This window comes from Stenotrophomonas sp. STK17_22 (genome assembly GCF_051983905.1).
Lineage (GTDB): Bacteria > Pseudomonadota > Gammaproteobacteria > Xanthomonadales > Xanthomonadaceae > Stenotrophomonas > Stenotrophomonas maltophilia_A.
On the sequence record NZ_CP197010.1, the window covers coordinates 732,873 to 756,681 of the forward strand.

The window sequence follows — 23,809 nt, forward strand, 5'->3', positions numbered from 1 at the left end:
GCGAGGCCGCGCATGATCCGTCGCCTGCACGACACCAACGACCTGGTGCGCGCGTTCCCGCGCGTGCATTTCGTCGGCATCGGCGGCACCGGCATGAGCGGTATCGCCGAAGTGATGCTGACGCTGGGCTATGAGGTGTCCGGCTCGGACAACGCCGACAACGTGGCGACCCGTCGCCTGGCCAGCCTGGGTGCGCGCATCATGCGCGGCCACTCCGCAGCCAACGTGCTGGGCACCGACTGCGTGGTGGTCTCCAGCGCCATCCGCGAAGACAACCCGGAACTGATGGAAGCGCGCAGCCAGCGTATTCCGATCATGCCGCGTGCGGCGATGCTGGCCGAGCTGATGCGCTTCCGCCGCGGCATCGCTGTGGCCGGTACCCATGGCAAGACCACCACCACCAGCCTCACCGCTGCAGTGCTGAGCGAAGGCGGGCTCGACCCGACGTTCGTGATCGGTGGCCAGCTGCTGGCTGCCGGCGCCAACGCCAAGCTGGGCGGTGGACAGTGGCTGGTGGCCGAGGCCGACGAAAGCGATGGCAGCTTCCTGCGCCTGAACCCGCTGATGTCGATCATCACCAACATTGACGCCGATCACCTGGAGAACTACGGCAACGACTTTGCCCGCGTGCAGGCGGCGTTCGCCGAGTTCCTGCAGCGCCTGCCGTTCTACGGCCTGGCGGTGCTGTGCATCGACGATCCAGAAGTCGCGGCTCTGGCTGCCAAGACCCCGCGCCACGTGATGAGCTACGGCATGAGCCCGCAGGCCGACGTGCGCGCCGAGAACGTGGTGCAGGAAGGCTCGCGCATGCGCTTCACCCTGCGCCTGCCGCAGGGCACCAGCCAGGAAGTGGTGCTGGCGCTGCCGGGCAAGCACAACGTACTCAACGCGCTGGCCGCCGCTGCGGTGGGCTGGCAGCTGGGCGTGGCACCGGACGCGATCGCGCGCGCACTGGAAGGCTTCGCCGGTGTCGGCCGTCGCTTCAACGATCTGGGCGAAGTGACCACCGCCAGCGGCGCCAAGGTCCGCATCATCGACGACTACGGTCATCACCCGAGCGAGCTGGAAGCGGTGTTTGCCGCCGCCCGTGGTGGCTGGGCCGACAAGCGCCTGGTGGTGGCCTTCCAGCCGCACCGCTACAGCCGTACCCGCGACCAGTTCGACAAGTTCGCCGCGGTGCTGTCCAGCGTCGATGCACTGGTGCTGAGCGAGGTCTACCCGGCCGGCGAGGAACCGATTGCTGGTGCCGATTCGCATGCGTTGGCCCGCGCCATCCGTGCGCGTGGCCGCAGCGAGCCGGTGGTGGTGGGCAAGGCCGCCGAGCTGGCCAGCGTGCTGCCGGACGTGCTGCAGGACGGTGACCTGCTGCTGATGATGGGTGCCGGCGACATCGGTGCCGTGGCCACCCATATTGCGGTGGAAGGCTTCAAGGGGGAGGGCGAGGCGTGAGCGCGCTGACCTTCCCGCCGCTGCGCGTGACCGACCCGGCCGTGTTCGGCCGCGTCGCCGTGCTGCTCGGCGGCAGCTCCAGCGAACGCGAGGTGTCGCTGGACTCCGGCCGCAACGTACTGGAAGCGCTGCAGTCGCGCGGCGTCGATGCGTTCGCGGTGGATGGCATTCCGGCGCTGGCCAAGGCGCTCGCCGCCGGTGGCATCGATCGCGTGTTCAACATCCTGCATGGCCACAACGGTGGCGGTGAGGACGGCATCGTGCAGGGCCTGATGGACGCCTTCGGCGTGCCGTACACCGGCTCGAACGTGCTGGGCTCGGCGCTGAGCATGGACAAGATCCGCACCAAGCAGGTGTGGCTGTCGCTGGGCCTGCCCACCCCGCAGTACCGGAAGGTGGACGCGACCACGGTGCATGCACTGGCAGCCGAACTGGGCCTGCCGGTAGTGGTGAAGCCGGCCAATGAAGGCTCCAGCGTGGGTATCAGCCGGGTCACCGATGACGCGGGCCTCGATGAAGCCGTGGCGCTGGCCGCGCGCTACGACGGCCAGCTGCTGATGGAACAGATGGTGGTGGGCGACGAGCTGACCGTGGCCATCCTCGGCGATGTCGCACTGCCGTCGATCCGCATCGTGCCCAAGGGCCAGTGGTACGACTACAACGCCAAGTACATCGCCGAGGACACCCAGTACCTGTGCCCAGGCCTGGATGGTGACGACGAAGAGGAAATCCGCCGCATCGCGCTGGCCGCGTTCCGTGCCGCCGGCTGCCGTGGCTGGGGCCGCGTGGACGTGATGCGTGACCGCAGCAGCGGTCGCTTCTTCCTGCTGGAAGTGAATACCGCGCCGGGCATGACCAGCCATTCGCTGGTGCCCAAGGCCGCAGGCCAGGCCGGCATCAGCTTCGAAGAGCTGGTGTGGCGCGTGCTGGAACAGACCCTGGAGGCCTCGCACGCATGAACGCGGTGCTGCGCATCTTCGTCTGGCTGTTGGCGCTGTCGGTGGTTGCACTGCCGGTGGTGGCCGTGGTCAATGGCTGGGTCGGCGCCGAGCGCTGGCCGCTGGCGAAGCTGCGCGTGCATGGTGAGTTCAAGCGGGTGCCGGCCGAGCAGTTGCAGCAGGTGCTGCTGCCGTACGCGCATGCGGGCTTCTTCGCGGTCAAGCTGCAGGACGCGCAGGACGCCCTGGAGCAGCTGCCGTGGGTGGAAAGCGCGCAGGTGCGCAAGCAGTGGCCGGACGTGCTGGAAGTGACCCTGGTCGAGCACAAGCCGTTCGCGCGCTGGGGCAACGACCGCCTGGTTTCCGAGCAGGGCAAGTTGTTCCCCACGCCGAAGAAGCTGGCCGATCTGGCGCTGCCCGAACTGGACGGCCCCGACAGCCAGACCGAAGAAGTGATGAAGCTGTACAGCGACTCGCGTGCATTGTTCGCACCGGCCGGCGTCGACGTGCGCCGGGTGACGATGGATGCGCGCGGCAGCTGGTCGCTGGTGCTGAGCAACGGTACCGAAGTGGTGGTCGGCCGCGACGACGCGCGCTCGCGCATGCAGCGCTTCGTCAAGGTGCTGCCGCAGCTCAACCGTCAGGACGCGCCGATCGAGCGCGCCGATCTCCGTTACACCAATGGTTTCACGCTGAGCTGGGGTACCCCGGCCACGCCGGCGAAAACGCCGGCGACCCCAGCCAGCAGGACGCAGGAAAGGACATGAATCGCAAGGGTGACAAATCGCTGATCGTTGGGCTGGACATCGGCACCTCCAAGGTGGTGGCGCTGGTGGGCGAGTACTCGCCGGGCAACCCGATCGAAGTGATCGGCATCGGCTCGCACGAGTCGCGCGGGCTCAAGCGTGGCGTGGTGGTGGACATCGAATCGACCGTGCAGTCGATCCAGCGCGCGGTGGAAGAAGCCGAGCTGATGGCCGGCTGCGAGATCCGCTCGGTGTATGCCTCGATCTCCGGCAACCACGTGCAGTGCAAGAATTCGCCCGGCATCGTGCCGATCCGCGACGGCGAAGTGACCTGGGGCGACCTGGATCGCGTGCTCGATGCGGCCAAGGCCGTGGCGATTCCGGCCGACCAGAAGATCCTGCACGCGATCCCGCGCGAGTACGTCCTGGACGATTCGCAGGAAGGCATCCGCAACCCGGTCGGCATGACCGGCGTGCGCCTGGAAGTGCATGCCCACCTGGTGGTGTGCGCGCAGTCGGCTGCGGCCAACATCAGCAAGTGCGTCCAGCGCTGCGGCCTGCAGGTGGACGACCTGGTGCTGTCCTCGCTGGCCTCCAGCGTGGCGGTGCTGACCGCTGACGAGCGCGAGCTGGGCGTGGTGCTGGTCGACATGGGCGCCGGCACCACCGATATCGCGGTGTTCGTGCAGGGCGCGATCTGCCACACGGCTTCGCTGCCGATCGCCGGCGACCACGTCACCAATGACATCGCGCACATGCTGCGCACGCCGACCCCGGAAGCCGAGCAGATCAAGGTGCGCTATGCCTGCGCCCTGGCCCAGCTGGCCACCGCCGAGGAAAGCATCCAGGTGCCGTCGGTGGGCGACCGCCCGCCGCGCCGCATGCCGCGCCATTCGCTGGCGCAGGCCGTGCAGGGCCGCTACGAGGAAATCTTCGAGATGGTGCAGGCCGAACTGCGCCGCTCCGGCTTCGAGGAACTGGTACGCGCCGGCATGGTGCTGACCGGTGGCGCTTCGAAGATGGAAGGCGTGGTCGAACTGGCCGAGGAAATGCTGCAGATGCCGGTTCGCGTGGGCATCCCGCAGCACGTCACCGGCCTGGGCGAAGTGGTGGGCAACCCGGTGCATGCCACCGGCGTGGGCCTGCTGCTGATGGGCAGCCAGATCGAGCACCCGCGGCGGCCGTCGCTGCCGACCGGGCGCGCTGGAAGCATGTTCAAGAAACTCAAGACCTGGTTCCGCGGCGAGTTCTGACGCGGAACCCGTAACACCGGGCATCGCCCGGGCGCAGCACCCGCAGTACCCGTAGCACAACGCAACACCGGCAACACACAACCCACACAGCCGCAACGTCGGCATGCAGCAGGACGGCAGGACGCCCGAATGCCCATGCCAGCCAAAGCGGATACAACGAGGACACGGACATGGCGCATTTTGAACTGATCGAAAAGATGGCACCCAATGCGGTGATCAAGGTGGTTGGCGTGGGCGGCGGCGGCGGCAATGCCGTGGCGCACATGGTCAACTCGGCGGTGGACGGCGTGGAATTCATCACCGCCAACACCGACTCGCAGGCCATCAAGAATTGCGGTGCCAAGCTGCAGCTGCAGCTGGGTACCAACGTGACCAAGGGCCTGGGCGCAGGCGCGAACCCGGAAGTCGGCCGTCAGGCCGCGCTGGAAGACCGTGAGCGCATCATGGACGCCCTGCAGGGTGCGGACATGGTGTTCATCACCGCCGGCATGGGCGGTGGTACCGGCACCGGCGCTGCGCCGGTGGTGGCACAGCTGGCCAAGGAAATGGGCATCCTGACCGTGGCCGTGGTCACCAAGCCGTTCCCGTTCGAAGGCCGTCGCCGCATGCAGGTGGCGCTGAAGGGCATCGAGGAACTGAGCCAGCACTGCGACTCGCTGATCACCATCCCGAACGAGAAGCTGATCACCGTGCTGGGTCGCAACGCGACCATGATCCAGGCCTTCCGTGCCGCCAACGACGTGCTGCAGGGCGCCGTGCAGGGCATCGCCGACCTGATCGTGCGTCCGGGCCTGATCAACGTCGACTTCGCCGACGTGCGCACCGTCATGTCCGAAATGGGCCTGGCGATGATGGGTACCGGCACCGCCCGTGGCGATGACCGCGCCCAGGCCGCCGCCGAAGCCGCGATCCAGAACCCGCTGCTGGACGATGTGAACCTGGCCGGTGCCAACGGCATCCTGGTCAACATCACCGCCGGCGCCGACTTCACCATGGCCGAGTTCGACGAAATCGGCCGCACCATCGATGGCTTCGCTTCCGAAGACGCCACCGTGGTGGTCGGTACCGTGCTGGATCCGGACATGCAGGACGAAGTGCGCGTGACCGTGGTCGCTACCGGCCTGAACCGCGTGTCGGCCAGCAAGACCCAGCGTCCGGGCGAGCGTGCGCCGATCAAGCTGGTCCGCAATGCCACCACCGGCCAGCCGGAATTCGGTGACTTCGACAACGGCGGCGACGCCGTGTCCAAGGCCGTGGGCGGCATGGGTCTGGGCCTGCGTCGCGCCAGCAGCGATACCGCGGCAGCCTCCGCTCCCTCGGCCCCGGCCGCTTCGGCCCCGGCGGCGGCGGAACTGCCGAACGACTACCTGGACATCCCGGCGTTCCTGCGCCGCCAGGCGGACTAAGCGGGGCACCCGGGGCTTGTCCTCCCCGGGTTGCGCCACCATGTCCTGAAAACGCGGGCGCCGGGCCAGGATGGGTCCGGCTGCCCTGCTTCACGCGCGTCCCCACGGCGTGCCGGTGCGTCCTGCCTGCAGCCTTCACTGGCGTTTCAGCCAGGGTAGGGGAGGGCGCGTGTTAATCTAATGTGTCACTTCCGGCCCATCCCCCATGATCCAGCAACGCACCCTCAAGAACACGATCCGCGCCACCGGCGTTGGCCTGCACAGCGGTGACAAGGTCTACATGACCCTGCGCCCGGCACCGGTCAACCATGGGATCGTGTTCCGTCGCGTGGACCTGGACCCGGTGGTGGAAGTGCCGGCCAAGGCCGAACTGGTCACCGAAGTGACCCTGTGCACCGGCCTGACCTGCAACGACGCCAAGATCCAGACCGTCGAACACCTGATGTCGGCGCTGGCCGGCCTGGGTGTGGACAACATCATCGTCGAACTGTCCTCGGCCGAGCTGCCGATCATGGACGGTTCGGCCGGCCCGTTCGTGTTCCTGCTGCAGTCGGCAGGCATCGTGGAACAGGATGCGCCCAAGCGCTTCATCCGCGTGCTGAAGACCGTGGAAGTGACCGAGGGCGACAAGGTGGCCCGCTTCAGCCCGTACGAGGGCTACAAGCTGGGCTTCACCATCCAGTTCGATCACCCGATGATCCCGGCCAAGCAGTCGCGCCAGGAAATCGAGTTCTCGACGCTGGCCTACACCAAGGAAATCTCCCGCGCGCGCACCTTCGGTTTCATGCGCGACCTGGAATACATGCGCGAGCGCAACCTGGGCCTGGGCGGTTCGATGGACAACGCCATCGTGCTGGACGAGTTCCGCGTGCTCAACGAAGACGGCCTGCGCTACGCCGACGAATTCGTGCGCCACAAGATCCTCGACGCGATCGGCGACCTCTATCTGGCCGGTGGCCAGGTGCTGGGTGCCTACGAAGGCTTCAAGTCCGGTCACGCCCTCAACAACAAGCTGGTGCGGGCGCTGATGGCCGACGCCACCGCCTGGGAATGGGTCAGCTTCGACTCGCCGGCCACCCCGGACCCGGTGGAATATGCCACTCCGGCCTACGCCTGATTCCTGTAGATCGTTGAATTGAAAGACAAAAGCGCCGCCTTCCAGGGCGGCGTTGTCGTTTCAGGCGTGTCCGGCGCATTCAGCATGCTTGACGCGCGTCAAGGCCGGTTCGAGGTCACGGTTTTGTGAACCTGTTGGATCGGAAGCCTGAATTTAACGTAGTTTTAACAACAATCTAACGACAGGCCCCCGGATGGCAGCTAGGATGCGACCCGGCCCCCGAAATGTTTCACGCCGTGGTGACACGCGCGACGGGGAGCGGAGCCGGATGCTCCGTTGTCGTCAGGACCGCTTCTTCGGCTTCGAAGGAACGTCCTGCAGGCAAGCCAAGGCGTCGCGTAGCCCTTTGTGCGTGGCGGCTGAAACTGCGTGGGGTCCATTCCGGTTGTCGAGCGCTGGGGAGCGCGTGGGAGTGGGAGACGCAGTCTTGATGGTCACCCTGGTGGCCTTCAGCCCGATGGAACGGGCCGCGTCGAGCAACTGGGCTTCGGCAAGCCGCAACTTGGCATGCCAGACCGGGGACTCGACGAGAAAAACGAGGTGTTCCCCGTCCACATTGGCCAGCCGGCAACGGCTGCGCAGAGGTGGCGGCAACTGGGGGCGCAACTGACGGTCCAGCGCGTCAAGCCACAAGGCACGCCGCAGCGGGTTCCCGCTTTTGTCCGCCATCACCGCATCCAGCGCCGGCTTCGGCACTGACGCGGGGCGAACGCTGGATTTCGGCTCAGACATGAAAACTCACTGATGGCATTCAAAAAGATCGTAATCAAAACGCGTGAAGGACAGGCCAAAGCGTCGCCGATCGCGCGTTTGCGGTTCTATTTCGAGGACCGCCCCCGCGCCCTGCTGGGCAGCGTGCTCGGGGTAGGCTGCATTATCGGCCTTGCCGGCGGCATTGGCGCCAGCGCGCTGAATGATTCCCGCCTGCAGGCCAAGGTCGAGCGCCAGGATGCAGAGCTGGCCAAGATCAAGCGCGATGCGCAGACCCAGGTCAACGCGCTGGCGGCCCGCCTCGGCGAGCTGCAGGCCCAGGCCACCCGCCTCAACGCCCTCGGCGAACGGCTGACCCAGATGGGCAAGCTGGAAGACGGCGAGTTCGACTTCAACGAGACCCCCGGTCTCGGTGACGGCGACGCCGGCGGCCCGACCAGCGACATCCCGGTCAAGGACGTCAACGCCGACTTACAGGTGCTGGAGCAGCGCTTCGCTGCTTCAGGCCGCCAGCTGTCGGTGATGGAATCGCTGATGTTCGACCACCAGCTGCAGCAGAACGCCGTGCCGTCGCGCATGCCGATCCGCAACAGCTACGTGACCTCCGGTTTCGGCACCCGTGCCGACCCGTTCGGCCGCGGTGCCGCCACCCACAAGGGCATGGACTTCCACGCCAGGGTCGGTGACCCGGTGATGGCCGTGGCCGAAGGCGTGGTCAGCTTCTCCGGCGTGAAGGGCGGCTACGGCAACGTGGTCGACGTCGACCACGGTAACGGCTACGTCACCCGCTACGCGCACAATTCGCGCCTGGTGGTGAAGGTCGGCGACCTGGTCCGTGCCGGGCAGGAAGTGGCCAAGGCCGGTTCCACCGGTCGTTCGACCGGCGCCCACGTGCACTTCGAAGTGTGGGAAAACGGCAACGTGGTCAACCCGCGCAAGTTCCTCGGCGACGGCGGCAACACGCCGGTCGGCCGCGTCAGCCGCGGCTGATGCCCCATTGGGGTGCCGGCTGCCGTCGGCACTACCGCCCCCGGAGTACGGGGGCAGCGCCGTAGGCGCGGGGGTGTGGAGGCGAGGTAAGTGGGGCCCACGGTTCGCGCAGCGAAGCGTGGGAGCGCCAGCGCGCATGCGCTGACGCGTACCCGGCCAGCGGCCGGCACTACCGGGAGTGTTCGGATGCCATTGCCGCCAAAGGGTTGAAACCCCTTGCGGCCGTCCCAAGCTACAATGGGTGTTGCCATCGACAGGGCGCCAGGCGCCCTGTTTCGTTTGCGGCGGACGGATCCCAAGGGGGAGGCCGGGCGTCGTGTCCATCCAACCCGGTTCCTTCAATGATCAACAGCCTGCTTACCCGCGTATTTGGCAGTCGTAACGAACGACAGCTGCGCCAGCTCAACCGCATCGTCGCCAAGATCAATGCGCTGGAGCCGGAGATCGAGAAGCTTTCCGACGAGCAGCTTCAGGCCAAGACGCCGGAGTTCAAGCAGCGCATCGCCGACGGTGAAGCCTTGGACAAGGTGCTGCCGGAAGCGTTCGCGGTCTGCCGCGAAGCCGGTCGCCGCGTGCTGGGCATGCGCCACTACGACGTGCAGCTGATCGGCGGCATGGTGCTTCACCTGGGCAAGATCGCAGAAATGCGCACCGGTGAAGGCAAGACCCTGGTGGCGACCCTGCCGGTGTACCTCAACGCGCTGGAAGGCAAGGGCGTGCACGTGGTCACCGTGAACGACTACCTGGCCCGCCGCGACGCCGCGCAGATGGGCAAGCTGTACAACTGGCTGGGCCTGAGCGTGGGCGTGGTGTACCCGGGCATGCCGCACAGCGACAAGCGCGAAGCCTACGCCTCGGACATCACCTACGGCACCAACAACGAATTCGGCTTCGACTACCTGCGCGACAACATGGCGCTGTCCAAGGCCGACCGCTACCAGCGCGGCCTGCACTACGCCATCGTCGACGAAGTCGACTCCATCCTGATCGACGAAGCGCGTACCCCGCTGATCATCTCCGGCCCGGCCGACGATTCCCCGGAGCTGTACATCCGCGTCAACCGCGTCGTGCCGAACCTGGTCAAGCAGGAAGCGGAAGACGGCGAAGGCGACTTCTGGGTCGATGAGAAGGGCAAGCAGGTGCACCTGTCCGAAGCGGGCATGGAGCACGCCGAGCAGCTGCTGGTCGAGGCCGGCATCCTCGACGGCGAGACCGAAGGCCTGTACGCGCCGCAGAACCTGACCGTGGTCCACCACCTGAACGCCGCGCTGCGCGCGCACGCGATCTACCAGCGTGACGTGGATTACATCGTGCGCGATGGCGAAGTGGTCATCGTCGATGAGTTCACCGGCCGCACCCTGTCCGGCCGCCGCTGGTCCGATGGCCTGCACCAGGCGGTGGAAGCGAAGGAAGGCGTGCCGGTCCAGCGCGAGAACCAGACGCTGGCGAGCATCACCTTCCAGAACCTGTTCCGCATGTACAAGAAGCTGTCCGGCATGACCGGTACGGCTGATACCGAAGCCTTCGAGTTCCAGAGCATCTACGGCCTCGAAGTGGTGGTGATCCCGACCAACCGCCCGACCATCCGCAAGGACAGCCCGGACCAGGTATTCCTGAACCGCAAGGGCAAGTTCAATGCGGTGCTGGCCGACATCGAAGAGTGCGCCAAGCGCGGCCAGCCGGTGCTGGTGGGTACCACCTCGATCGAAACCTCGGAAATGCTGTCCGAGCACCTGCGCAAGGCGGGCGTGAAGCACGAAGTGCTCAACGCCAAGCAGCATGACCGCGAAGCGACCATCGTCGCCAATGCCGGCCGTCCGGCGGCCGTGACCATCGCCACCAACATGGCCGGCCGCGGTACCGACATCGTGCTGGGCGGTTCGCTGGAAGCGGAGATCCACGAGCTGGGCGAAGGCGCGACCGACGAACAGAAGGCCGCGGTCAAGGCCGATTGGCAGAAGCGCCACGAGGCCGTCAAGGCTGCCGGCGGCCTGCACATCGTCGGTACCGAGCGCCATGAATCGCGCCGTATCGACAACCAGCTGCGCGGCCGTTCGGGCCGCCAGGGTGACCCGGGTTCGTCCCGCTTCTACCTGTCGCTGGAAGACAACCTGATGCGCATCTTCGCCTCCGACTGGGTGCAGAAGGCCATGCGCATGATGGGCATGAAGGAAGACGACGTCATCGAGGACCGCCTGGTCAGCCGCCAGATCGAGAAGGCGCAGCGCAAGGTCGAGGCCCACAACTTCGACATCCGCAAGAACCTGCTGGACTTCGATGACGTCAACAACGACCAGCGCAAGGTGATCTACGCCCAGCGCGACGAGCTGCTGGACGCCGAGTCGGTGAAGGACAACGTCGACGGCATCCGCGACGACGTGATCTTCGACGTGGTGGCCCGCTTCGTGCCGCCGAACTCGATCGACGAGCAGTGGGACCTGCGTGGCCTGGAAGCAACCCTGGAGTCGGACTTCGGCCTGCAGATGTCGCTGACCGATCTGGTCAAGTCGCACGAAGAGCTGGACGCCGAAGCCATCGCCGCCAAGGTGCAGGAGCGCGTCAACCAGCACTTCGCCGAGAAGGAAGCCGGTGTCGGTGAGGAAACCATGCGTGCGCTGGAGAAGCACGTGATGCTGACCGTGCTGGACCAGAGCTGGAAGGAGCACCTGGCGCGCATGGACTACCTGCGCCAGGGCATCTACCTGCGTGGTTACGCGCAGAAGCAGCCGAAGCAGGAGTACAAGAAGGAAGCCTTCGAGCTGTTCTCGGACATGCTGGAGAACGTCAAGCGCGAAGTGGTGACCCTGCTGTCGCGCGTGCGCATCCGCAGCGACGAGGAAGTGCAGGCGCTGGAAGCAGCCGAACGCCAGCAGGCCGAAGCGCGCCTGAGCCAGTCGCAGTTCCAGCACCAGGACGTGGGCGGCTACAGTGCCGACGAGGAAGCCGCGCAGGTGCAGGCTGCCCAGCAGGGCATTGCACAGGCGCAGCGCGATGAGCCGAAGATCGGCCGCAACGATCCATGCCCGTGCGGCAGTGGCAAGAAGTACAAGCACTGCCACGGCCAGCTGAGCTGACCCCGAAGAGCCCCGCGAAAGCGGGGCTCTTTTTTCATGGCGGCTGTTTCGTGGGGCTGATCCGGCCCGATCCGAGATTGCGCGGGCCGCCCTGTTCTGGGCATGCTTCCCCCATGGCTCCCCCCACCCGATCGATCCACGTCGTGGCCGCCGTCATCACCGACGCCCGTGGCCGCGTGCTGCTCAACCGTCGTACCGAGAACCGCGACATGGCCGGCCTGTGGGAGTTCCCCGGCGGCAAGCGCGAATCCGGCGAGACCTCCGAGCAGGCGTTGGTTCGCGAGCTGCGCGAGGAACTGGGCATCGAAGCCGATGTCGGCGAATGGCTGATGGATGTGCCGCAGCGCTACCCGGACAAGCACCTGACCCTGGAAGTGCGCCACGTGCGCAGCTGGAAGGGGACGCCACGTGGCCGCGAGGGCCAGGCCATTACCTGGGTGGCGCCGGATAAACTTGGTCGCTATTCGATGCCACCGGCCGATCTGCCGGTGGTGGCCGCGCTGCGCCAACCCGACAGCTACCTGATCACCCCGGCGCCGGCCGATGACGCCGACGGCGTGCAGCACTGGCATGAGCAGCTGCAGCGTGTGGTGGCGGCGGGCCAGCAGCGCATCCAGCTGCGGTTGCCGACGGCACATCCGGAGCGCCAGGCGATGGTCGAACAGGCCGTGCGCGCACATCGTCGCAGCGGGGTGCAGTGGCTGCTCAACCGCGATATCGAACGCGCGCGCGTACTGGGCGTTGGGGTGCACCTGGGCAGCGAGCAGCTGCTGGAGCTGTCGCAGCGTCCGCTGCCCGAAGGCCAGCTGGTGGCCGCGTCCTGCCATGACCTGCAGCAGCTGCAGGCCGCACAGCGGTTGGGCTGCGACTTCGCCGTGCTGGGCCCGGTGCAGGCCACGGCCAGCCATCCCGATGCCGTGCCGCTGGGCTGGAACGCGTTCGCCGAGCTGCGCGCGCAGGTGTCACTGCCGATCTATGCGCTGGGCGGCATGGGCCGCGGTCACATCGCCGAAGCGCGTCGCCATGGTGGGCAGGGCATCGCCGCCATCCGCGCGCTGTGGCCGGAGTGAGCCGGCATGCGGGGTCAGATCCCTGCGCAGCAGGGCTCTGACCCCGCCCGATCACAACGTGATCCAGAAACACCCGTACTGGCGCCGCAACCCCAGCACCGTCGACGCGCGCGACGCGCTGCCGGGCAACGTCTGCTCCAGGCGCAGGCCGATGGGTTGCCGCGCCACAGAGGCCACAGGGTCGGATCCCAACACGGCAGGGCTCTGATCCTCATCCTGCGATTGCTGCAGCGCCTGTGACGGATACACCGGCACCACGTCCACCAGGGGCCGCCGCGCCAAGGATTCCAGCTGGCCGAGGATGCGCTGCGCGCCCGCATCGGAAACCGCGCCCCACAGATACAGTGAGGACAGCCGATTCACATCGTTGCTGACGATGCCGATGCGCAGCGCGTCCACCAGTTCACTCAGCCGCCGCGGGCAGCGTGCCCCCAAGGTGTCGCGCTGCAGGGTATTGCCGGCGGGCGCAGGCGGTGGCAACCGCGACCGCGCGCCCAGGCTGTCGCAGGGCCGGTCGGTGTAGACGCTTTGGCCCTGGGCATCGGTGCAGCGGTTCAGGCGCGTGGACTGTGCGTGGGCGACGCTCGACAGCACGCACAGCGGCAGCAGCAACAGCAACAGCAGGAAGGAAAGCCGGATCATCCTCGCAGGGTAGCGCCGATCACGCTTGCGCGCCGTGCTTTCAGCCCTGCAGCAGCTTCAGCACCGAAGTGGTCGGCTTGGCCAGGTTCAAGGTGTAGAAGTGCAGGCCGGGTGCGCCGCCTTCGATCAGGCGCTGGCACAGCTTGGCCACCACTTCAGTGCCGAATGCACGCACCGACTCTGCATCATCGCCATAAGCCTGCATCTTGCGGCTGATCCAGCGCGGGATCTCCGCACCGCACTGTTCGGAGAAGCGGCGCAGCTGGCTGAAGTTGGCGATCGGCATGATGCCGGGCGTGATCGGTACCTGCACGCCCAGCCGCCGCACTTCGTCGACGAAATGGAAGTAGGCATCAGGGTTGAAGAAGTACTGGGTGATCGCCGCATCGGCACCGGCGTCGATCTTGGCCTTGAAATGCTTCAGGTCGGCCAGTGCGTCGGAAGCCTGCGGGTGCGTTTCGGGGTACGCGCCCACTTCGATATGGAACGCATCGCCGTGCTCGGCGCGGATGAAGTCGATCAGTTCGGCGGCATAGCGCATGTCACCGGGGAAACCCATGCCCGACGGCAGATCGCCGCGCAGCGCGACCAGGCGGCGGCAGCCGATGGCGCGATACAGCTTGAGCAGCTCGCGGATTTCCTGACGGGTGCCGCCGACGCAGGACAGATGCGGTGCGGCATCGAAGCCATGGTGCTGGTTGAGATGGCGCACGGTCTCGGAGGTATAGCTCAGGGTCGAGCCACCGGCGCCGAAGGTACACGACACGTACTCGGGACCGTAGTCCTTCAGCCTGGCCGCGGCGCGGTCCAGCTGGCTGCGCTGTTCGTCGGTCTTGGGCGGATAGAACTCGAAGCTGATGGCGGTCATGGCACGGGCGGCAGCGGCGGGTGCGGATTAGTATATCGCTTCATCAAGATGGATGTTGTCAATTTATGCGGACGTACATCGTCAGCCGCCTGCGACCGTTCGCCCCGGCGATCGGCCGCTGCTCCGAAATCGCCCTCCGGGTGCCGTGGCCGGCGGCACGCTGAGCCCATTCCGGGACCACCCACCTGACGAAGGAGCAGACGATGAAGATCTTCCTGGCACTCTGGTATGCAATGAAGGCCCTGGCCCGGCTGGCGATGATCGGCATGGCGATGGCCGTGCTCGGCTCCGGCTCGGCGCACGCCGCCAGCGCCCCGGCGGCGGGCAAGGTGCAGGTCGAGGTGGTCGGCAAGGGCCGTCCGCTGCTGATGATCCCCGGCCTGAACAGCAGCGCCGAGGTCTGGCGCGAGACCTGCCTGGCGCTGAAGGACGTGCAGTGCCATCTGGTGCAGCTGCCGGGCTTTGCCGGCGCTGCGCCAGCCGACCCGCGCCCGGCCGAATTCCTGCCGGCCATGCGCGGGCAGCTGCTTGCCTACCTGCATGACCAACAGCTGGGCCCGGTGGTGGTGATCGGCCACAGTCTTGGCGGCCTGCTGGGGCTGCAGGTGGCGCAGGCCGAGCCGAAGGCAGTCAGTGCGCTGGCGGTGGTCGACGCATTGCCGTTCCTGCCGGCGGCGCGTGACCCGAACGCCACCGCAGACAGCGTGCGGCCAATGGCTGACCAGCTGCGCAAGGGCATGCTCGCCGCCGATGCCGCGCAGTGGCAGGCGCAGCTGAAGGCCGGCCTGCCGGGCATGACCCGCGATCCGCAGCGGCAGGCCGAGCTGGGGCGCTGGGGCGAAGCCAGCGACCGCCAGACCACCGCTGACGCCATGCATGCGGTGATGACCACCGACCTGCGTGACAGCATCGCCTCGATCACCGCACCGACGCTGGTGCTGGGCAGCTGGGCCGGCTACCAGCCGATGGGCGGCACCGAGGACAGCACGCGCGCGGTGTTCCAGGCGCAGTACGCGAAACTGCGGGGCGTGCAGATCGCGATGAGCGCGCAGGGTTTCCACTTCCTGATGTGGGATGATCCGCGCTGGCTGCGCGGTCAGGTGCAGGCCTTCCTCGACCACCACCACTGAGTTTCAACACGCCTGGAAATGGACATGCCGGATTCCTCCTCGACGGTACGCTTCTGGCTGCTCAATGCGCTGGTGTGGGCGCTCTATGGCGTTGCCGGAATCGGCCTGCGCCAGACCTATTTCAGCGATGCCGGAAGCGCGGGCGTGTTGATCACGCTGGGCCTGGCGTTGGCCCTGTTCGGGTGCAGCGGTGCCATCCGTGCGCTGGCGCTGCGCGCCGACTGGTGGGCGCGCGGTACGGCCGGGCTGTTGCTGCGGCTGGCGCTGTCGGTGGCATTGGGCGCGGCAGTGGCGCAGCTGCTGGTGAACATCGCGCTGCACTCGGCGCTGGCCTGGAACTGGGTGAGCCTGGGGCGGCAGACGGCCGACTTCAGCCCCAAGGCGCTGCTGCTCTACTGGTACACCACTGCGGTGATGCTGGCCCTGTGGGCAGCGCTTTGGGCAAGCCTGCACAGCCTGCGCCGGATACGCGGGGCGGAACTGGCCCGCCTGCGCGCCGAAGCCGAGCGCAGTGCGCTGGAACGCGATGCGCTGCGTGCGCGGCTCAACCCGCACTTCATGTTCAATGCGCTGAACAACCTGCGTGCGCTGATCCTGGAAGATCCTGAGCGTGCGCGCGACATGGTCACCCGCCTGTCGCGCACGCTGCGCCAGGCGCTGGCGCACAACCGCAGCGAGCAGGTCACGCTGGCCGAGGAACTGGCGGTGGTCGACGACTATCTGGCCATCGAGGCCATCCACTTCGAGCAGCGCCTGCAGGTGCGGCAGCAGATCGATGCCGATGCCATGCAGGCGCAGCTGCCTGCGATGGCTTTGCAGCTGCTGGTGGAGAACGCGATCAAGCACGGCATCGCCAGCCGCCCCGGCGGCGGCGAGGTGCAGATCCGTGCCACGCTGGACAATGACGTGCTGCGCCTGCAGGTGGACAATCCGCTGGGCAGCGCCAACGAGCCCACCCCTGGGCATGGCGTCGGCCTGGCCTACCTGCGTGCGCAGCTCGGTACGCAAGGTCGTTTCACCCTGCAGCCGGTCGGCGACCGCATGCAGGCCCTGCTGGAGATTCCGCAATGAGTGGCGTGCTGCGCGTATTGATCGTTGATGATGCGCGGCTGGCGCGGCAGGAGCTGCGCACGCTGTTGTCGGCGCTGCCGTGGGTGCAGTGCGTGGGCGAAGCCGACGATGTGCCTGCCGCACGCGAGGCGATCGCCACACTGGCGCCGGACCTGGTGCTGCTGGATGTGCAGATGCCGTCCGGCAGTGGCTTCGATGTGCTGGACGGGCTGGAGGCGGTGCCGGCGGTGGTGTTCGTTACCGCCTATGACACCTACGCGGTGCGCGCGTTCCAGGCCAACGCGCTGGACTATCTGGTGAAGCCGGTCGAGGCACCGCGCTTGCTGGAAGCGTTGCAGCGGGCGCGCCAGCGCGAGGTGGTGGCGGGCGAAACGCCGGAGCCGCGCAGCACGCTGGGCGCTCAGGACCAGGTGTTCGTGCGCGAGGGCGAACGCTGCTGGTTCGTCGCGGTCTCGGAGATCCGCCGGCTGGTGGTGGATGGCAACTACACGCGGCTGTGGTTCCGCGACCAGAACGCGTTGCTGACCCGCAGCCTGAGTGCGCTGGAGGCACGCCTGCCGCCGGATCTGTTCTTCCGTGCCAACCGCAACACGCTGGTCAACCTGCGCCGTATCCGAGGCGTGACGCCCAGCATCGCTGATGGTTATGACCTGGCACTGGACGACGGCAGCGAGGTGGAGGTGTCGCGCCGGCAGGCGCGTGAACTGCGCGAGCGGATGGCGTTGTAGTTGCCGCTACAGCTCGGCACTGACCGGGCTGGTGATGAAGCCCCACAGCAGGCGCGCCATCACCGCCGGTGAACGTGCCTGCGCGCGGGTGTAGGCGAGCAGTGCATCCAGCCGCGAGCGGTCGTAGAGGTGCCCGGCCAGCAGCACCGCGTGCACACGACGGGTGTTGGCGGTGTCCTGCAGCGGGTTGCCGTCGAGCAATACCAGGTCGGCGGCTTTGCCGACCTCGACACTGCCATGCGATGCCTGCAGCTCCAGATGACGCGCCGCGTGCAGCGTTGCCGCGCGCAGCACGTCGGCCTGGCTCAGGCCTGCCTGGCGCAGCCACTGCAGTTCCTCGTGATAGCGGAAGCCACCCAGCCCGGTATCGGTGCCGACCAGCACGGTGACGCCGGCACGATGCGCGGCACCGGTGAGGGCCAGTCCATGCTCGAAGTACGCCTTCAACGCGTCTTCGCCGCGCAGGCCAGGATAGCGTTCGGTGGTGGCCGTCAGATCATCGCGCCATGCCCAGCGCGAAAGTGGATCGAGATAGGCCAGACGTGGATCGTTGATGAAGGCGGGGTCGCGCGCACGCGCATCCTCTTCGCGGGTGACATGGGTGGGTACGAACGCGGCACCGCTGGCCTGCATCACACCGAACGCCTCGTTGCAGAGCGCGGGCTGGTAGCCGCCGACCATGCGTTCGGCCAGCGCGGTTGGATCCTCACTGTCGAGCGTGCCACCGCGCCACGCCGCCGCGTTGTCGAAGCAGTGGCGTACGAACAGATGGGCATGCTCGAAGCTGCGCTGGCCCGCCCGCACCGCGGCGTCCAGAGGCACGGCCTTGGGCAGGTGGCCGATCAACGGACGGCGCAGCTGCTGCGCCTCGGTGGCCAGCCGCTGGTAGGTGTCCGCACGCAGCTGGTTGTAGACCTTCAACGCGTCGACACCGCGCGCGCTGTACGTGCGTGCACGCTCGGCGGCGGCCTCCGGCGCGAGTGATGGATCCTCGAAGTAGAAACTGGCGATCTGCACGAAGCGCGGTGCAACCTGCTGCCCGGCAATGGCCTGTGCGGTCCAGCGGCGCTTGTCGGCCACGCAGGCGATCAGCGGATCGGTGGCCTGCGGGCAGTCCATCATGTCGCGGGTGCCGGTGATGCCGTTGGCCAGCATCAGCGGGAACTGCAGCTGCGGCGACAACTGCAGTGCATGGGTGTGCATGTCCCAGAAACCGGGCAGCAGCCAGCGGCCACCGGCATCGAGCACCGGCAACGCGGTGTCCCGTGGAGCTTCGCCAATGGAAGTGATCGTGCCGTTGCGCACTGTCACTGTGGTGGGTTCGCTGACCTGGCCGCGCGCGACGTCCACCACCCGCGCGTTGACGATCATGCGGCTGTTGCCCGGCTCGGGCAACGGCGGTGCCGACAGCGGCCAGAGCAGGGCGGCGGTGAACAGCAATGGCGGCGCCAGCAGGAGGACGGCCAGGGCGATCGGCCATCGCCGACGGCGGGCGGAACGGGGCAAGGCGTGTGCTGCATCCATGAGCCGGCGATCCTTGCATTGGGTCGCCCGCAGAGTGCTGCAAGCCGGACGCGGGCGCCAGTGACCATCGGCATCCGGCCCTGCCTGCCTCCGGGGCGGTTACCCTGTGCGGTGGAACTCCTGACCACGCCCTGCTATGTCCATCGTCCTCACCGATTTCGCCCGTCCCCGCCTGTTCCCGCGCGTGCCGCGCGGCAACACCATCCAGGACTGTACTGCCGAGCAGTTCGAGGCACACCTCAATGCGCACGCGCCGTTGAAGGTGCTCGATGGCTACGCCCCGTTCTGCAAGCTGTTCGTCTACGAGAACTGGACCAGCACGCGTTGCCTGACGGTGCCGGTCACCGACGCCAACCGCCACCAGCTGCGCAGCGGCTATGAGGCGCGCAACCGTGAGGAACTGCCGGTGCTGGTGCGCTGGTTCGAGGGCGTGGAATCACCGCGCGCGAACTACCTGGTGGTAATCCTGTACAGCGCCGGGCAGCTGGCGAAGGAGGGTTCACCGATCGAAGCCGACTGGGGCATCGTCGGTTGCATCTATACCTCCGAGCCCGAGGAAGTGCCGATGGCACCAATCACCATGATGCGCAATGCACTGGGCGTGGAGGAGGGCGGTTCCGGTGTGCCGCTGGATCGCGAGGCTTACCAGCGCTCCGTCGCGTTCTGGGAGAACAACGCCAACTGGCGGCCGTGAGCCCACGCTGCGGCCGGACAGTCGGCATGTGAACAGGGAGGATTGCAGCGGGGCGCTACCATGGCAGTGAATCAACGCAGGGAGCACAGGGATGGATGTTCGCAGTTGGATGCCGTTTGCATGGGTCGCCGCAGGTCTGCTGGCCGCAAGTGAAGGCTCGGCAGCAAAGTACGATGCAGGCGCCGCCTGTGGTGCCCTGTCCGACGTGACGCCGATCCGTGATGCCGGCGTGGGTTCACTGCAGGCGCAGGCAACGTTGGGGCGCTGCACGTTCCATGTGGAAGCGGATGACGCTGCAGCGCTTTCGCGTCAGCAGTCGTTGCTGCAGAGCGTGTCTGCGATCGCCTGTGGTGCGCCAGCCACCACCCGGCCTTCGCAAGGGGCTGCAGGCTTCGACCTGCAGATGCCTGCACGTTGCCCACTCTCTTCCAGCACGCCGTTGATTGCCCGGGAAGGAGGCTGGCACCAGCGGCGACTTTCGTCGGTCCCGACGTATCCTGCGGCCGCCATGCGCGAGGCCCAGCAGGGAGGTGTCGAGCTGATGCTGCTGCTGGATGCGCAGGGCAAGACCCAGGCGATCATCCTGTCCCGATCCAGCGGCTACCCGCTGCTCGATGCGGCGGCGCTCAAGCACGCGCGTGACTGGCGCTACGAGCGTGAAGCGGCAGGCAAGGCACCAAGCATGAGCCTGATACGCGGCACGGTCACGTTCAAGCTCAACTAAGGCGTCTGCAGGGCGGGCTCGGGCTTCCACTCCCACCAGGTGTAGTGGTATTCGCGCTCGGTCGCGCTCCATTGCTGCGCGCAGCAGGTGCACGTCAGCCGGTAGCATTCGCCCCAGCCGTCCTCCGCTTCGCCCCGTGCACGCAGCTGCACGTGACCTTGTTCCAGCAGCGGCTCGGGACTGAAGAACACATAGGATGGGTAGAGCGCGCACAGGCAGCCTTCGCGTGCCTGCCAGTAGCGCAGCCGTTGCAGGGCCGCCTTGAGGTGCGCCTGGTTGCTGATCAGCATGCCGCCAAGGGCGATGCCTTGGCAGCTGCGTTCGATCGTATCCACATGCGCGACCAGCGCGTCCAACGATGAGGCGCTGAACAGCCGAGCGACCGTACGCGCGGCATCGGTGATGCGCGTTGCATCGCGCGACAACAGGTCCTGCAGCAGCACGTCGGCCTGTGCTTCGTCGAGCCGGGGTATCGGTGCTGCAGACCACGGCCAGCGCATCAGCGTGACTTGCCGATGGCGGCGTAGTGGCCGGCCGTCAATCGCAGCAGGTCGGTCGGCGCCAGTTCCACCTCGAGGCCGCGGCGACCGGCGCTGACATGCAGCGCGGGCAATGCCTGCGCGCTGGCGTCCAGGAAGGTGCGCAGGCGCTTCTTCTGCCCGAGTGGGCTGATGCCACCGACCAGGTAACCGGTCGCGCGCTGCGCGGCATCGGCCGCGGCCATTTCGCACTTCTTGCAGCCGGCTGCTTCGGCCAGCGCCTTCAGGTCCAGCTGGCCGGCCACCGGCACGATCGCCACCAGCAGCTCGTGGGTTTCGGTGCTGGCCAGCAGGGTCTTGAACACCTGGGCCGGGTCGAGGCCGAGCTTGTCGACGGCTTCGCCCCCATACGATTCGGCGTGGGCGTCGTGCACGTAGCTGCGCACGGTGTGGGCGATCTTCTCGCGCTTGAGCAGGTTGATGGCCGGGGTCATGGGGGCATCGTAGCGCGGGGCAGGGGTGTTGCCTTGACCGAGGCTACTGCACCATCAGACCTATTCGGTCCTGCGGCCAAAAGGATTTAGCTTCGTCAAATCAGCGAAGTATCTGCTATGACTGCGCTGAAGGTCTGTCATGTCCTTAGCTTCCAGTATGACGACCTCGTGTCCGTCGTCGTGCCCAATTAGGCTGATCTCAATTGCGAGCTTTTCGCGTGATGCAGAAGGTCTGTCCACAAACTCACTTAGCCTGAGGACTGATCTGGAGCGCCGATTGTAGTGAACAAGGTAATACATATTTAGATTCCCTTAAGCAGCTTGCTAGCAAGTAGCTTGCTAACGTGGCTCATGGCGCTTTCATATCTCTTCTTGGCGCTAGATTTATCGTCGCGAAGCTTCTTCCAAGTGTCTTTGGAGACGCCAGAACGCTTCGCTTGCACCACGCTAACGTGCGTCAGTGCATACTGCTCGTTGCGATCCTCGGCCACTCTGAATGCTTCTGAGAGATCAATGAGGTGGCGCTGCAATTCCGGAGGCCCCCCTCCGTATTTGACTTCCTGACCATGGAGATCGGCGACCTTCTCTGAGATGCTTGCCCAGAAATTCTGAATGAGCGTTCTGATTTGAATTTCGACAACGCGGCCATCATGTCGAACAAGTGCGTGTATAGCTCTGTAACCGTTACTTGGGCGTGTAGTGCGATCAATGAATTTAATGTCAGGAAACCACTGTCTGAGAGAGTCGGCAATCTCCCTCTGCTCCATTGTCGTAGTGGCGACGACGCGGCAACCCGCAATATCTTGAATTTGAGCAAGTCTGCTGCTGCTTCGTCTCAATTTTTCAATGATCGAAATTGTTGATTTGAAGCGCCCGGTGACCGAAAGAAGCAGCTTATCTTTCAGGATTCGAACTACGTGGTTGTATGCGGGTACGAATTCTGAACGATATGCTTCTAGCTCGGTGAGCGTATTGGCATCGTCATTACCATTCTTCAGCTGCTCGCCGAGTCGTGTAACACTGCTGTTGCTCAACAATGTTGTGTCCCTCAAACCGACGGGGCGGTAAGGCCCCGTCGGATAGATAAAAACGATCAGTAGCGGTAGTGGTCCGGCTTGAACGGGCCTTCCACCGGCACGCCGATGTAGTCGGCCTGTTCCTGGCTCAGGGTGGTCAGCTTCACGCCGATCTTTTCCAGGTGCAGGCGGGCCACTTCTTCGTCCAGCTTCTTCGGCAGCAGGTAGACCTTCTTCTCGTAGCTGTCCTTGTTCGCCCACAGGTCGATCTGTGCCAGGGTCTGGTTGGCGAAGCTGTTGGACATCACGAAGCTCGGGTGGCCGGTGGCGCAGCCCAGGTTCACCAGGCGGCCTTCGGCCAGCAGGAAGATCGCGTTGCCGTTCGGGAAGATGTACTTGTCCACCTGCGGCTTGATGTTGACGTGCTTGATGCCGGCGAACGACACCAGCGCATCGACCTGGATCTCGTTGTCGAAGTGGCCGATGTTGCAGACGATGGCCTGGTCCTTCATCGCGCTCAGGTGCTCGATGCGGATGATGTCCTTGTTGCCGGTGGTGGTAACGTACAGGTCGGCACGGCCCAGGGTCGATTCGATGGTGTTGACTTCATAGCCTTCCATCGCCGCCTGCAGGGCGCAGATCGGGTCGATCTCGGTGACGATGACGCGCGCGCCGTAGGCACGCAGCGAGGCCGCGCAGCCCTTGCCGACGTCGCCGTAGCCGCAGACCACGGCCACCTTGCCGGCCAGCATCACGTCCATCGCGCGCTTCAGGCCATCGGCCAGCGACTCGCGGCAGCCGTACAGGTTGTCGAACTTGCTCTTGGTGACCGAGTCGTTGACGTTGATCGCCGGGATCAGCAGGGTGCCGGCCTGGGCCAGCTGGTACAGGCGGTGCACGCCGGTGGTGGTCTCTTCGGAGACGCCCTTCCAGTCCTTGACCACGCGGCCCCAGTAACCCGGGCGCTCCTTGGCGACGCGCTTGAGCAGGTTCTTGATGACCTGTTCTTCGTGCGAGGCAGAGGCGGTGTTGACCCAGTCGCTGCCGTTTTCCAGCTCGTAGCCCTTGTGGATCAGCAGGGTCACGTCACCGCCGTCGTCGACCACCAGCTCCGGGCCGGTCAGGGTGCCGTCGGCCAGGGTGAAGGTCAGCGCGTCCAGGGTGCAGTCCCAGTATTCTTCCAGGGTCTCGCCCTTCCAGGCGAACACCGGGGTGCCGGTGGCGGCAATGGCGGCAGCGGCGTGGTCCTGGGTCGAGAAGATGTTGCACGAGGCCCAGCGCACGTCGGCACCGATGTCCTTCAGGGTCTCGATCAGCACCGCGGTCTGGATGGTCATGTGCAGCGAGCCGGTCACGCGCACGCCCTTCAGCGGCAGCTCGGCCTGGTACTTGCGGCGGATCGACATCAGGCCCGGCATTTCGTGCTCGGCGATGTCCAGTTCCTTGCGGCCCCAGTCGGCCAGCGTGATGTCGCGGATCTTGTAATCACCTTCGGTGGAGAAGGTCTTGGCAACAGCGTTCATTCGTGTGCTCCGGTTGTGGGCGAGCGGGTGCTCGCATCTAGCCGGGCGCCGTTGTTACAAAGCCACCTTACCGAGCCTGGCCGGGCCTCATGGGATCCGGTCGCAGCGCCCCTCGGCAGGGGAGAACCCCCATTATATCGCGGCCCCGGCGTGACATCCGGA

General features: G+C 66.3%; 21 protein-coding genes, 1 pseudogene and 1 riboswitch. Of the genes and pseudogenes, 14 read left to right on the forward strand and 8 right to left on the reverse strand.

The window, feature by feature from the left end:
* Positions 1-12 precede the first annotated feature (12 nt).
* The 6 genes and pseudogenes from murC to lpxC all read left to right on the forward strand — a co-directional run bounded on the left by murC (position 13) and on the right by lpxC (position 6,909).
* Positions 13-1,449: a UDP-N-acetylmuramate--L-alanine ligase gene (murC, locus tag ACSYS9_RS03245; protein WP_012510048.1), complete on the forward strand. Its 1,437-nt coding sequence runs from the start codon at positions 13-15 to the stop codon at positions 1,447-1,449.
* Positions 1,446-2,408, forward strand: a complete 963-nt coding sequence (locus ACSYS9_RS03250; RefSeq protein ID WP_049399805.1) for a D-alanine--D-alanine ligase — start codon at positions 1,446-1,448, stop codon at positions 2,406-2,408. The genes murC and ACSYS9_RS03250 overlap by 4 nt, the downstream gene beginning before the upstream one ends.
* Positions 2,405-3,082, forward strand: a pseudogene (locus tag ACSYS9_RS03255) (cell division protein FtsQ/DivIB); the annotation flags it as partial. The gene ACSYS9_RS03250 and the pseudogene ACSYS9_RS03255, both read left to right, overlap by 4 nt.
* A gap of 68 nt (positions 3,083-3,150) precedes the next feature.
* Positions 3,151-4,386 (forward strand): cell division protein FtsA, encoded by a 1,236-nt coding sequence (gene ftsA, locus ACSYS9_RS03260; RefSeq protein WP_005408083.1) that lies wholly within the window; start codon positions 3,151-3,153, stop codon positions 4,384-4,386.
* Between the two features lie 170 nt (positions 4,387-4,556).
* Positions 4,557-5,792: a cell division protein FtsZ gene (gene ftsZ / locus ACSYS9_RS03265; RefSeq protein WP_043397963.1), complete on the forward strand. Its 1,236-nt coding sequence runs from the start codon at positions 4,557-4,559 to the stop codon at positions 5,790-5,792.
* 205 nt (positions 5,793-5,997) lie between these two features.
* Positions 5,998-6,909 carry a UDP-3-O-acyl-N-acetylglucosamine deacetylase gene (lpxC, locus tag ACSYS9_RS03270; protein WP_005408085.1) on the forward strand — a complete coding sequence of 304 codons (912 nt, stop codon included), beginning with the start codon at positions 5,998-6,000 and terminating at the stop codon, positions 6,907-6,909.
* 282 nt (positions 6,910-7,191) lie between these two features.
* On the opposite strand, the gene ACSYS9_RS03275 is transcribed toward lpxC, so the two are convergent.
* A complete protein-coding gene (locus tag ACSYS9_RS03275; RefSeq protein ID WP_005408086.1) occupies positions 7,192-7,641 on the reverse strand; it encodes a DUF721 domain-containing protein in 450 nt (149 codons plus the stop codon).
* Positions 7,642-7,653: 12 nt separating this feature from the next.
* Here ACSYS9_RS03275 and ACSYS9_RS03280 point away from each other — a divergent pair, with 12 nt between their 5' ends.
* The 3 genes from ACSYS9_RS03280 to ACSYS9_RS03290 all read left to right on the forward strand — a co-directional run bounded on the left by ACSYS9_RS03280 (position 7,654) and on the right by ACSYS9_RS03290 (position 12,754).
* Complete coding sequence (locus tag ACSYS9_RS03280; protein ID WP_049461620.1) at positions 7,654-8,610, forward strand: M23 family metallopeptidase; 957 nt, start codon at positions 7,654-7,656, stop codon at positions 8,608-8,610.
* 341 nt (positions 8,611-8,951) lie between these two features.
* Positions 8,952-11,684, forward strand: coding sequence for a preprotein translocase subunit SecA (gene secA, locus ACSYS9_RS03285; protein ID WP_032129708.1), 2,733 nt, complete (start codon positions 8,952-8,954; stop codon positions 11,682-11,684).
* 113 nt (positions 11,685-11,797) lie between these two features.
* Entirely contained in the window at positions 11,798-12,754 is a 957-nt protein-coding gene (locus tag ACSYS9_RS03290; protein ID WP_049461619.1) for a Nudix family hydrolase, read from the forward strand.
* A 51-nt stretch (positions 12,755-12,805) separates the two neighbouring features.
* Here the strand turns inward: ACSYS9_RS03290 and ACSYS9_RS03295 are convergent, their stop codons facing one another.
* Both ACSYS9_RS03295 and metF read right to left on the reverse strand, forming a co-directional pair.
* On the reverse strand, positions 12,806-13,396 hold the full coding sequence (locus tag ACSYS9_RS03295; RefSeq protein WP_049461618.1) for a DUF4124 domain-containing protein: 591 nt from the start codon (positions 13,394-13,396) through the stop codon (positions 12,806-12,808).
* A gap of 40 nt (positions 13,397-13,436) precedes the next feature.
* On the reverse strand, positions 13,437-14,264 hold the full coding sequence (gene metF / locus ACSYS9_RS03300; RefSeq protein WP_049399801.1) for a methylenetetrahydrofolate reductase [NAD(P)H]: 828 nt from the start codon (positions 14,262-14,264) through the stop codon (positions 13,437-13,439).
* 203 nt (positions 14,265-14,467) lie between these two features.
* Between metF and ACSYS9_RS03305 the strand changes: the two genes are divergently transcribed.
* The 3 genes from ACSYS9_RS03305 to ACSYS9_RS03315 are packed head-to-tail and all read left to right on the forward strand — an operon-like array spanning position 14,468 to position 17,193.
* The gene (locus ACSYS9_RS03305; protein ID WP_049461617.1) at positions 14,468-15,394 is read left to right on the forward strand and encodes an alpha/beta fold hydrolase; all 927 of its coding nucleotides are present in this window, start codon (positions 14,468-14,470) and stop codon (positions 15,392-15,394) included.
* A gap of 24 nt (positions 15,395-15,418) precedes the next feature.
* Positions 15,419-16,465 carry a sensor histidine kinase gene (locus tag ACSYS9_RS03310; RefSeq protein ID WP_049461616.1) on the forward strand — a complete coding sequence of 349 codons (1,047 nt, stop codon included), beginning with the start codon at positions 15,419-15,421 and terminating at the stop codon, positions 16,463-16,465.
* A complete protein-coding gene (locus ACSYS9_RS03315; protein WP_049461615.1) occupies positions 16,462-17,193 on the forward strand; it encodes a LytR/AlgR family response regulator transcription factor in 732 nt (243 codons plus the stop codon). The genes ACSYS9_RS03310 and ACSYS9_RS03315 overlap by 4 nt, the downstream gene beginning before the upstream one ends.
* A gap of 6 nt (positions 17,194-17,199) precedes the next feature.
* Here the strand turns inward: ACSYS9_RS03315 and ACSYS9_RS03320 are convergent, their stop codons facing one another.
* On the reverse strand, positions 17,200-18,717 hold the full coding sequence (locus tag ACSYS9_RS03320) for an amidohydrolase family protein (protein ID WP_049461614.1): 1,518 nt from the start codon (positions 18,715-18,717) through the stop codon (positions 17,200-17,202).
* Between the two features lie 136 nt (positions 18,718-18,853).
* On the opposite strand from ACSYS9_RS03320, the gene ACSYS9_RS03325 reads away from it, so the two are divergent.
* Together ACSYS9_RS03325 and ACSYS9_RS03330 are read left to right on the forward strand one after the other, a co-directional pair.
* On the forward strand, positions 18,854-19,411 hold the full coding sequence (locus tag ACSYS9_RS03325; protein WP_049461613.1) for a DUF3228 family protein: 558 nt from the start codon (positions 18,854-18,856) through the stop codon (positions 19,409-19,411).
* A gap of 91 nt (positions 19,412-19,502) precedes the next feature.
* Positions 19,503-20,135 carry an energy transducer TonB gene (locus ACSYS9_RS03330; protein WP_080356504.1) on the forward strand — a complete coding sequence of 211 codons (633 nt, stop codon included), beginning with the start codon at positions 19,503-19,505 and terminating at the stop codon, positions 20,133-20,135.
* On the opposite strand, the gene ACSYS9_RS03335 is transcribed toward ACSYS9_RS03330, so the two are convergent.
* The 4 genes from ACSYS9_RS03335 to ahcY form a co-directional block, all read right to left on the reverse strand.
* Entirely contained in the window at positions 20,132-20,635 is a 504-nt protein-coding gene (locus ACSYS9_RS03335) for a hypothetical protein (protein WP_049461611.1), read from the reverse strand. The genes ACSYS9_RS03330 and ACSYS9_RS03335 overlap by 4 nt on opposite strands.
* Positions 20,635-21,108, reverse strand: a complete 474-nt coding sequence (ybaK, locus tag ACSYS9_RS03340) for a Cys-tRNA(Pro) deacylase (protein WP_049425053.1) — start codon at positions 21,106-21,108, stop codon at positions 20,635-20,637. The genes ACSYS9_RS03335 and ybaK overlap by 1 nt, the downstream gene beginning before the upstream one ends.
* Before the next feature lie 302 nt (positions 21,109-21,410).
* Positions 21,411-22,142, reverse strand: a complete 732-nt coding sequence (locus tag ACSYS9_RS03345; protein WP_161802495.1) for a GTP pyrophosphokinase — start codon at positions 22,140-22,142, stop codon at positions 21,411-21,413.
* 59 nt (positions 22,143-22,201) lie between these two features.
* Entirely contained in the window at positions 22,202-23,647 is a 1,446-nt protein-coding gene (ahcY, locus tag ACSYS9_RS03350) for an adenosylhomocysteinase (protein ID WP_014036003.1), read from the reverse strand.
* Positions 23,648-23,683: 36 nt separating this feature from the next.
* Positions 23,684-23,767, reverse strand: a riboswitch (S-adenosyl-L-homocysteine riboswitch).
* Between the last annotated feature and the right edge of the window lie 42 nt (positions 23,768-23,809).